This is a genomic window from Sphaerisporangium sp. NPDC049002, from assembly GCF_040649355.1.
Lineage (GTDB): Bacteria > Actinomycetota > Actinomycetes > Streptosporangiales > Streptosporangiaceae > Sphaerisporangium.
This window is the reverse complement of record NZ_JBEZFH010000077.1, coordinates 23,553-31,397: the sequence shown is the minus strand read 5'-3', so window position 1 is coordinate 31,397 and position 7,845 is coordinate 23,553. Positions and strand designations below refer to the sequence as shown.

Genomic DNA, 7,845 nt, shown 5'->3' with positions numbered 1-7,845 from the left:
CGCCGTTGGTCATGCCGCCCTCGACGCCTCCGGCGCGGTTGGTGACGCGGCGGACGCCCTCGGCGGTGTTCTCGATCTCGTCGTGGGCCTGGGAGGAACACCGAGGCGAACGCCACGTTGATCCACACGTCGATGGGGCCGAGCTCTTTCTCGACGCTGTCGGCCGCGGCGTCCACCTGCTCGTGGTCGGCCATGTCCGCGGGGAAGACCTTGGCGGTGCCGCCCTCGCCTCCCACCTCGGCGGCGGCGGTCGCGAGGCCGGTCTCCCCCCGCGCGATGAGGGCGACCTTCGCGCCCTTTTCTCCGAGTATCCGCACCACAGCGCGGCCGACGCCACCGCTGGCGCCGGTCACGACGACGACCTTCCCGCTTAACACGTTCTCCCCTTTCAGCCGGCGGACCATGCGATCCGCTGCTTCAGCCGGTGGACCGCGGTCCACCGCCGAGACGGCGCTGGCGCCGTACGGCCAGCACGACGTCCACGACGGCGATCACGGCGACCACGGCGAGGACCACGACGATCAACGTGGCCTTGGCGACCAGCGCCAGCACTCCGAGTGCCACCGCGAGGAACAGGACGAACGACCCCAGGCGTAGGTGAATGACGTCCCGGGGAGTTCCCGTCACCATGGGCTTACCGGTCGAAGACCGCTGTTCCGGCGTTTCGTTCATTGCCGGTCCCCCTTTCGGCTGGACGTCTCCCATACCCGACAGATCCGACGTCATGTGCGCTCCGGCCGGTTGACGACCTGAGCCGATCGATGGAACACGTCCTCTTCCTCCTGCTGGTGGACACCGTTCCCTCCCAGCTACCGTTCAGGAGCCCGTCCAAACCCCTGCCTTCTCGGGGAACGCCTTTCGGGAACGCCGTCCCGGCGGACGGGGACGGAGTCTCAGCGAACGAGGACGGAGTCTCAGCGGACGGGGACGGAGAGGACCTCGCGGCCGGCCGCCACGACGTCCTCCACGGTCACCGACCGGGGATCGGCGCCGCGCGCGAGGGCCCGGTGCCACGGCCTGTCCGCGGGCGGCCCCCACCGGGCGGGCGATTCGGGGCCGAACACCACCACCGACGGGGTGCCGTACGCCGTCGCGAGCTGCGCCATCCCGATGTCCGCGCTGACCACCAGGCCCGCCCCCGCTACCACGCCGGCCAGCTCTTTCAGGGATGTACGGCCGGCCAGCACGCTGCGCGGCGCCAGCTTCGCCTGGGACGCGACCAGCAGGGCCATGGGGCGCTCACGCCGGCTTCCGGTCACGACCACCCTCAGGCCCTCGGCGACCATGGCCCTCGCCACCGCGGCGAAGCGCTCGGGCGGCCAGCGCCTCGCCGCCTCCCTGGCCCCCGGATGGATCACCACGGCTCCGGGCGCCGGGTTGTGGCAGAGCGGGACGGGAAGGGCCAGGTCGGCGGGGTCGGCGCGCGAGCCGTACCAGGTGACGAGCCGGCACCAGCGCGTCACCTCGTGCTCGTGCTCGTGCCAGCCCGGCCCCTTCAGCCGGGGCACGGCCGGGTTGGCGAAGGCCCACAGCCGCCGAGGCCGCAGGTCCATCATCAGGCGATGGCTTCTCGGCCCGCGCCCGTGCATGTTCACCGCCAGGTCCGGCCGCCGGCCGTTCCACGTGAGCTCGTCCAGACCACGCATGGGCAGCAGGCCCTCGACGGCGCCGGTGAGAAGGGCGAGATCGTTCAGCTCCGGCGGCGCGGCGAGGACGACGTTCAGGCCGCCACGGCGCAGCGCCCGCAGGGCCGGTACGGCCGTGAGCAGCTCGCCTATGCCGTGCGCCCGCAGCACCAGGGCGACGCTCATGGTCCAGAGCCCCCCGGGACGCAACCGGGGTTCACGACGCCTTCCTTCCGACAGGGATACGTCCGCGCGCCTCCAGGACCTCCTCGTAGACGGCGCAGGTCTCGGCGGCGATCCGGGGCCAGTCGTACCGCGCGCGGGCACGCTCGGCGCCCGCCGTCCCGTACGCCGCGCGCCGGTCGTGGTCGTGGAGCAGCGTGTTGAGGGCCGTGGCGAGGGACCTCGGGTCGCGCGGCGGGACCAGCGTGCCGGTCAGGCCGTCGACCACGGTCTCGCACTGGCCGCCGACGGAGGAGGCGATCACGGGGAGCCCGCAGGCCATGGCCTCCAGCGTGACCATGCCGAACGGCTCGTACCAGGGGACGCAGACGGCCAGGTCGGCGGAGCGCATGAGGGCCGGGACGCTCTCGTGGGAGACACGGCCGACGAAGCGGACCCGGCCGGCGACCCCGGCCTCGGAGGCGATACGGCGAAGCCGCGTGACCTCGGGGTCATGGTCCAGTTCGCGGGCGGGCGGCCCTCCCGCGACGATCAGCTCGGCTCCGGGGACCAGGCGCATGGCCTCGATGACGGTGTCGACGCCCTTGCGGGGCACCAGCCGACCGATGGACAGCACGCGCGGGCCGCGCGGGCGCGGCGCGGCGGGCCCGTACGGCCCGAACTCCCCGCAGTCGACGCCGCAGGGTACGACCTGGACCGAGCGGCGGGGGACGTCCAGCCGGATCAGCTCCTCGGCCTCGTCACCGCACGTGGCGATGACCCGGTCGACGCCCCGGGCGACGACGATCTCCGCCTTCAGTCGCTCGCGCGGGCTGGAGTCGTCCGTGCCCTGGTGGCGCCGCTTCACCACGCCGAGGGCGTGGAAGGTGTGGACCACGGGGATCCCGGGATCGCGGGCGGCGGCCAGGGCCGCGAGGCCGCTCATCCAGAAGTGGCTGTGGACGACGTCCGGGGGCTGGAACATCCAGCGCTGCCGAAGCCAGTGCCCGAAGTCGGGGACCCACGGCAGGATCGCGTCCTTGGGGATCCTTTCCGGCGGACCCGCGGGGACGTGGACCACCGACACGCCGGGGCCGAACGCCACCTCTTCGGCGATCTCGGTGCTCTCCCTGCGGGTGTAGACGGTCACGTCGTGACCCCTGGCGGCCACGCTCCGGGCGAGGGCCGCGACGTGGACGTTCTGGCCGCCGGAGTCCACGCCTCCGGCGAGGGCGAGGGGACTCGCGTGCTCGGACACCATTGCTACCTTCACCGGATCTCCTCCAGGTTGGCCGATCCCTGCTGGCTTCCTGGCTCGGGGGCATCGAGCTCAGGGAGGGGGCGCCCGAAATCGGGCTGGTCGATGCCTGATGGCGTGTGGAGCATGCGCTGGCCACCCGGCGCGGCACGGATCACGAACTTCCGCGTGGATCAGAACCTCGGCGCGGATCGGAACCTTGGGGGATCAGAACCTCGGGGATCAGACTTCGGCACGGATCGACTTCGGTCACAGATCACGAGCAAGGGTGGACCATACGGAGGGCGGCCGCGGTCGCGAGGTGCACGGGGGGCAGGGTGCACGGTGGCGACGTCGGCGCCGGCGTCGTACTCACTTCTTGTCAACGCGCTGTTCTATCCTGAGAACGACCCATCAAACCTCCCCGGTTTCGCGGCCGGTACGTCGGGCAGGGCGAGACCTGTACTCGATCGGAGGGGGGTAGACGATGTCCCACGAGGCTCAGCACGACGTCGCCTCGCATCACGACGCTCCGCACTACGACGCTCCTCACTACGTCGCCGCCCGCGTGCAGCGGGCGCTCGCGGAGGACGAGCGCACCTACGAGCTCGGGATACGCGTCGACATCCGCGGTGACCAGCTTTTCCTGGGCGGCCAGGTGGAGTCGCACGAACGCCGGCTCCTCGTCGCGGCGGTGGCCGGTGACACCGCGCCCGGCCTGAAGATCCACAACGAGGTCACCGTGGTCGAGGTGAGGGAACCGGGAGAGGAGGAGACCCTGTGAAGATCAGAGTCGCTGCCGTCGGCGACGTCCACCTGGGTGAGGACATCCGGGGGAGGTACCGCCGCAGGCTGGACGGCATCGAGGAGCGGGCCGACGTGCTGCTGATCGCGGGCGACCTGACCCGTCACGGCACCCCCGAGGAGGGCAGGGTCGTGGCCGACGAGTTCCGCGACCTGCCGGTTCCCGTGGTCGCCGTGCTCGGCAACCACGACTACCAGTCCGACGCCGAGGACGAGATCGTCGATCTGCTCCGAGACGCCGGGATACGCGTCCTGCAGGACGACTCCACGGTGATCGAGTGCGGCGACGTACGTCTCGGCGTGGCGGGCGGCAAGGGCTTCGGCGGCGGGTTCGCGGGCAAGTGCGCGAGCGAGTTCGGTGAGCCGCAGATGAAGGCGTTCGTCCGGCACACCAGGGAGATCGCCGAGCTCTGGCACAAGGCGCTCAAGGGCCTGGACACCGACCACAAGGTGGTGCTCAGCCACTACTCGCCGGTCAAGGACACCCTCGCGGGAGAGCCGCTGGAGATCTATCCCTTCCTCGGCAGCTACCTGCTCGCCGAGGCGGTCGACGCCGAGGGCGCCGACCTCTTCATCCACGGGCACGCGCACGCCGGTGTCGAGAAGGGCGTGACGCCCGGTGGAGTCCGCGTCCGCAACGTGGCGCTGCCCGTGCTCAGCAGGGCGTACGCCGTCTACTGCCTTGGCGGTGAGGACCCCGAGATCTGCTGACCCGCCCTGACACGCCCGCCGACGTCTTTCCGCCCCGCCCAGGATCTCTCCTCGGCGGGGCGAAGGCTGTTCCGGGCGGGCGGACGGTCTGAGAGGGCCGCATGGTGAGGCGCGGTTCAGCCAAGGGGATCGGCTGACCGCTGAGATTTCTCGTTTTTCTCTTTTCGAACGCTCGAATCGGTGCCTGTGAGGGACCGTTGGCATGGGGCCGCGGCGGCGGGCCGGATGGGCCGGTCCGCCGCTTCCGCGTCCCAACTTCGCCTGGTGTTCTAGGTGAACGTTACGGATGGAAGATGCTGACGCCACCGGGCCCGACGAGAAGGCCGACGACGATGAGGACGATCCCCCAGAGGAGGTCGCGACGGGCCAGGATGACGTAGATCCCGGCGATGACGAGAACGACGGCGATGAGCCAAAGAAGTGTACCCATGGGCATCCCTCTGCCCTGACAAATGCTTCATTAACGTGTTTGCGAATCAACTCTTGCTATCGCTGGGTTAATGTTCAAGCCACAGCCAAGTATGGGGCTGGCCAGCGCAAACGTACGGGCGCCTCCCCACGTCGCCCGACGTGGGGAGGCGCCCGTAGAACGTGTCAGCCCTCCTGTGCGCGGTCCCGCCCGCGGTGGCGTGAGACGAGGGGCTCCACGAACCACAGCCAGCCGCTCAGTCCCGCCACTCCTCCCGCCAGCAGCGCCGCCGGCAGGAGGCCGAGGAAGGCCTCCACGACCAGGCCGGTCGAGCAGGTCATGGAGATGGCGAGCGCGATCCCTCCCACGACGCCGAGCCGGTTGGCGCGTTTGAGCATGAGCTCCTTCAACTGGGTGCGGAAAAGGATGCGGTGCTGCGTCGCCGGGGCGATGAAGCAAATGGACGCCACGGCGGCGCTCAGCATGGCGACATAGAACAGCCACCGTCCTGGCTCGTCGACTTTTCCGAAACCCGTGGAGAAGGGAAGTGTGAGAAGGAAGGCGAAAAGCACCTGCACGCCCGTGGCCGCCACGCGTAACCCCTGGAGGAGTTCGCCGAGCTCACGGTCGACCCGTTCCTTGTGGCTCTCTTCGGACTCGGGTCCGGCCATGTCACTCAACGTCATCTGTACTTCCTGATCCTTTCGCGCCGGTGGGCCCGTACTATGCGCCGCACGGTGAACAGGGCACCCGCCAGTGCCGCGTAGGCCAGTAAGCCCAGGAGGACCGTCAGCCAGACGGCTCCCGCCAGGCCCGCCACGACGCTGAGGAGGGTGAACGCGACCAGTCCGAGCGCGGCGAACCCGAACCACTTGCCGTAGGGGTTGTCCTGCAGGGCCTTCAGCGACGCGCTGAGGGAGATCTCGGTCATGACTCCTCCTCGGGCGGCTCCTCGGTGGGCCGCATCAGGCGCGCGTACCCGAGTTGTAACCAGTCGGAGACGGCGACGGCGGACATGGTGGCCCCCACGAGGCGGGTGAACGCGGGGGCGAAGACCATCCCGGCGGCGTAGGCCGTGGCGACCCACTGCGCGACGCAGAAGGGGCAGGTCACAAGCTCGCCTACGGCATGCTTGATGCCGTGGCCGCGAACCTCCTCCCTCAGTTCGGCAGGTCCGCTCAACCCGGCGTAGCGTGTGAAAGGTGCCCGGAACGGGCTCGTGACCGGGTCCTTCGTGATCGTCCGGGAGAGTCGGTGTGTGCTCAGCCCCATGAAAAGCAGATCCATCGGGGGGATCCGCGCCGGTGGCCTGGCGCCCGTCAGCTTGCCCAGGGCGAGCAGTCCCGCCACCGTGCCGCCGTAGACGCCGAGAACGCGCAGGTAAGATCCAAGCGGCCGATCGGCTCCGTTCTCGTAGGCCCGTTCCTCCTTACGAAGTGTGCTCGTGAATATGTTGGTCATAGGCCGCCGCCTACCCTCCCGGGGCACGACCATGCGCCGTGTTTGGCCTACGGGGAAGGCGGGTAGGTGCGATCTTCAGCCTGCGCTCGTTTGGGGGTGAGCCTTGGGAAGTCACACGCATGAGGTGACCGACGCGATCATCGACACGTTGAAGCGCGCCGGGTCCGTGCTCAAGGCCGAGGGTGTGCGGTTCGCGCTCGCCGGCGGCTGTGCGGCCTATGCCCGCGGCGCCGCCCCTTCGTTGCACGATGTCGACTTCGTGCTGGTCGAGGAGGACGTGCCTCGCACGCTGGAGATGCTCAGGGAGGTCGGGTTCCGCACGGCCAGGCCGCCGGAGGACTGGCTGGTCAAGGCGTTCGACGAGGGCGACAGACTGGTCGACCTGATCTTCAGGATCGAGGAGCGCCCGGTCACGCCGGAGATGATCGGCAGGGCCGACATGATCAACACGGCGGCGCTGAGCCTCCCCGTCCTCGACGCGACCGACCTCGTCATCTCGTGGATCCTGCCGATGTCGGAGCACAGCTGCGACTACGGGTCGATGCTGCCGCAGGTCCGCGCCCTCAGGGAGCAGGTCGACTGGGACCGGGTCGCCGTCGTCGCGTCGGTCTCCCCGTACGCCTCGACGTTCCTGACCCTGCTCGACCGGCTCGGCGTGGCCTGCCCCAAGCCCCCACCCGACGACGCCGACACCCGCTGGCCCTGATCTCTCGGCTCGCCCGGCGATGGCCTCAGGCTTTGTACGGTGACGAACTCAGGCTTTGTACGGTGACGAACTCAGGCTCAAACGGCGATCTCCGGCGTATACGGCGGAAGACTGGCGATCTCCGGGCTATACGGCGGAAGGCCGCGCCTTGGAGGCGCGGCCTTCGCTTCTTCCCGGGCGGGTGATGGCCTAGAGGGTGCCCGGCCCAAACGGGAAGCGGCCATAGTAGTCGCCCACCTGGTTGCGGTACGCGGGCTCCTTGAACGCGGCCTCGTCGAACTCCGGCGAGTCCTTGATCTCCTGCTTGGTGCGGCTAAGGAAGATCTTCTTCTCCTGCGGGTCGATCTGGGTGACCGTGCTCGCGGGAAGCATGACCTTCTTACCGAAGATCCAGGGACCGGTGTCCACGATCAGGTAGCTCTCGCCCACCTCGTAGGTGGCCTCGTCGACTGAACCGATCTTGCCGTCCGTGGCCTCGACGTGGTATCCGACCACGTCGAAGTTCTGGTTGGCCCCGGTGACGGTCGGGCTGTAGCTCCAAAGATCCTGCTGCATGTTCGCGTTCTCCCTTCGATTGCCTTCGTCGGGACTCTCCGCCCTACCCGCTCATCCCCCGCCAAACGTCGTCACGCGGATACGTCGGCCTTGCGCGACGGTAAGGCCGACCGACGAGCGGCCCGCCGGCACGTACGATCCTGGAGAGACACGCCTGGTAGACACACCCGTTGGG

Annotated in this window: 11 protein-coding genes and 1 pseudogene; 3 read left to right on the top strand and 9 right to left on the bottom strand. The window is 69.4% G+C overall.

Annotated features, from left to right (window positions below; genetic code table 11):
* Window positions 1-167 precede the first annotated feature (167 nt).
* From AB0B89_RS17485 to AB0B89_RS17470, 4 genes and pseudogenes are all read right to left on the bottom strand, one after another.
* A pseudogene (locus AB0B89_RS17485) lies at window positions 168-404 on the bottom strand (SDR family NAD(P)-dependent oxidoreductase); the annotation flags it as partial.
* A gap of 13 nt (window positions 405-417) precedes the next feature.
* Window positions 418-672: a hypothetical protein gene (locus AB0B89_RS17480; RefSeq protein ID WP_358553460.1), complete on the bottom strand. Its 255-nt coding sequence runs from the start codon at window positions 670-672 to the stop codon at window positions 418-420.
* A gap of 242 nt (window positions 673-914) precedes the next feature.
* Window positions 915-1,811, bottom strand: coding sequence for a glycosyltransferase family 9 protein (locus AB0B89_RS17475; RefSeq protein WP_358553458.1), 897 nt, complete (start codon window positions 1,809-1,811; stop codon window positions 915-917).
* A 31-nt stretch (window positions 1,812-1,842) separates the two neighbouring features.
* Window positions 1,843-3,060 (bottom strand): glycosyltransferase, encoded by a 1,218-nt coding sequence (locus tag AB0B89_RS17470; protein WP_358553456.1) that lies wholly within the window; start codon window positions 3,058-3,060, stop codon window positions 1,843-1,845.
* 451 nt (window positions 3,061-3,511) lie between these two features.
* On the opposite strand from AB0B89_RS17470, the gene AB0B89_RS17465 reads away from it, so the two are divergent.
* Together AB0B89_RS17465 and AB0B89_RS17460 are read left to right on the top strand one after the other, a co-directional pair.
* The gene (locus AB0B89_RS17465; protein ID WP_358553454.1) at window positions 3,512-3,808 is read left to right on the top strand and encodes a BON domain-containing protein; all 297 of its coding nucleotides are present in this window, start codon (window positions 3,512-3,514) and stop codon (window positions 3,806-3,808) included.
* The gene (locus tag AB0B89_RS17460; RefSeq protein ID WP_358553452.1) at window positions 3,805-4,539 is read left to right on the top strand and encodes a metallophosphoesterase; all 735 of its coding nucleotides are present in this window, start codon (window positions 3,805-3,807) and stop codon (window positions 4,537-4,539) included. Before AB0B89_RS17465 ends, AB0B89_RS17460 begins: the two co-directional genes overlap by 4 nt.
* 280 nt (window positions 4,540-4,819) lie before the next feature.
* Here the strand turns inward: AB0B89_RS17460 and AB0B89_RS17455 are convergent, their stop codons facing one another.
* The 4 genes from AB0B89_RS17455 to AB0B89_RS17440 all read right to left on the bottom strand — a co-directional run bounded on the left by AB0B89_RS17455 (window position 4,820) and on the right by AB0B89_RS17440 (window position 6,409).
* On the bottom strand, window positions 4,820-4,969 hold the full coding sequence (locus AB0B89_RS17455) for a GPGG-motif small membrane protein (RefSeq protein ID WP_189166679.1): 150 nt from the start codon (window positions 4,967-4,969) through the stop codon (window positions 4,820-4,822).
* A 164-nt stretch (window positions 4,970-5,133) separates the two neighbouring features.
* A complete protein-coding gene (locus AB0B89_RS17450) occupies window positions 5,134-5,634 on the bottom strand; it encodes a DUF6328 family protein (protein WP_358553450.1) in 501 nt (166 codons plus the stop codon).
* A complete protein-coding gene (locus AB0B89_RS17445) occupies window positions 5,631-5,879 on the bottom strand; it encodes a hypothetical protein (RefSeq protein WP_358553448.1) in 249 nt (82 codons plus the stop codon). The genes AB0B89_RS17450 and AB0B89_RS17445 overlap by 4 nt, the downstream gene beginning before the upstream one ends.
* A complete protein-coding gene (locus AB0B89_RS17440) occupies window positions 5,876-6,409 on the bottom strand; it encodes a DUF1360 domain-containing protein (protein WP_358553446.1) in 534 nt (177 codons plus the stop codon). The genes AB0B89_RS17445 and AB0B89_RS17440 overlap by 4 nt, the downstream gene beginning before the upstream one ends.
* A 124-nt stretch (window positions 6,410-6,533) precedes the next feature.
* Between AB0B89_RS17440 and AB0B89_RS17435 the strand changes: the two genes are divergently transcribed.
* Complete coding sequence (locus tag AB0B89_RS17435; RefSeq protein WP_358553444.1) at window positions 6,534-7,115, top strand: hypothetical protein; 582 nt, start codon at window positions 6,534-6,536, stop codon at window positions 7,113-7,115.
* A 189-nt stretch (window positions 7,116-7,304) separates the two neighbouring features.
* Here AB0B89_RS17435 and AB0B89_RS17430 read toward each other — a convergent pair whose 3' ends face one another.
* Window positions 7,305-7,670 (bottom strand): PRC-barrel domain containing protein, encoded by a 366-nt coding sequence (locus AB0B89_RS17430; protein ID WP_358553442.1) that lies wholly within the window; start codon window positions 7,668-7,670, stop codon window positions 7,305-7,307.
* Window positions 7,671-7,845 lie beyond the last annotated feature (175 nt).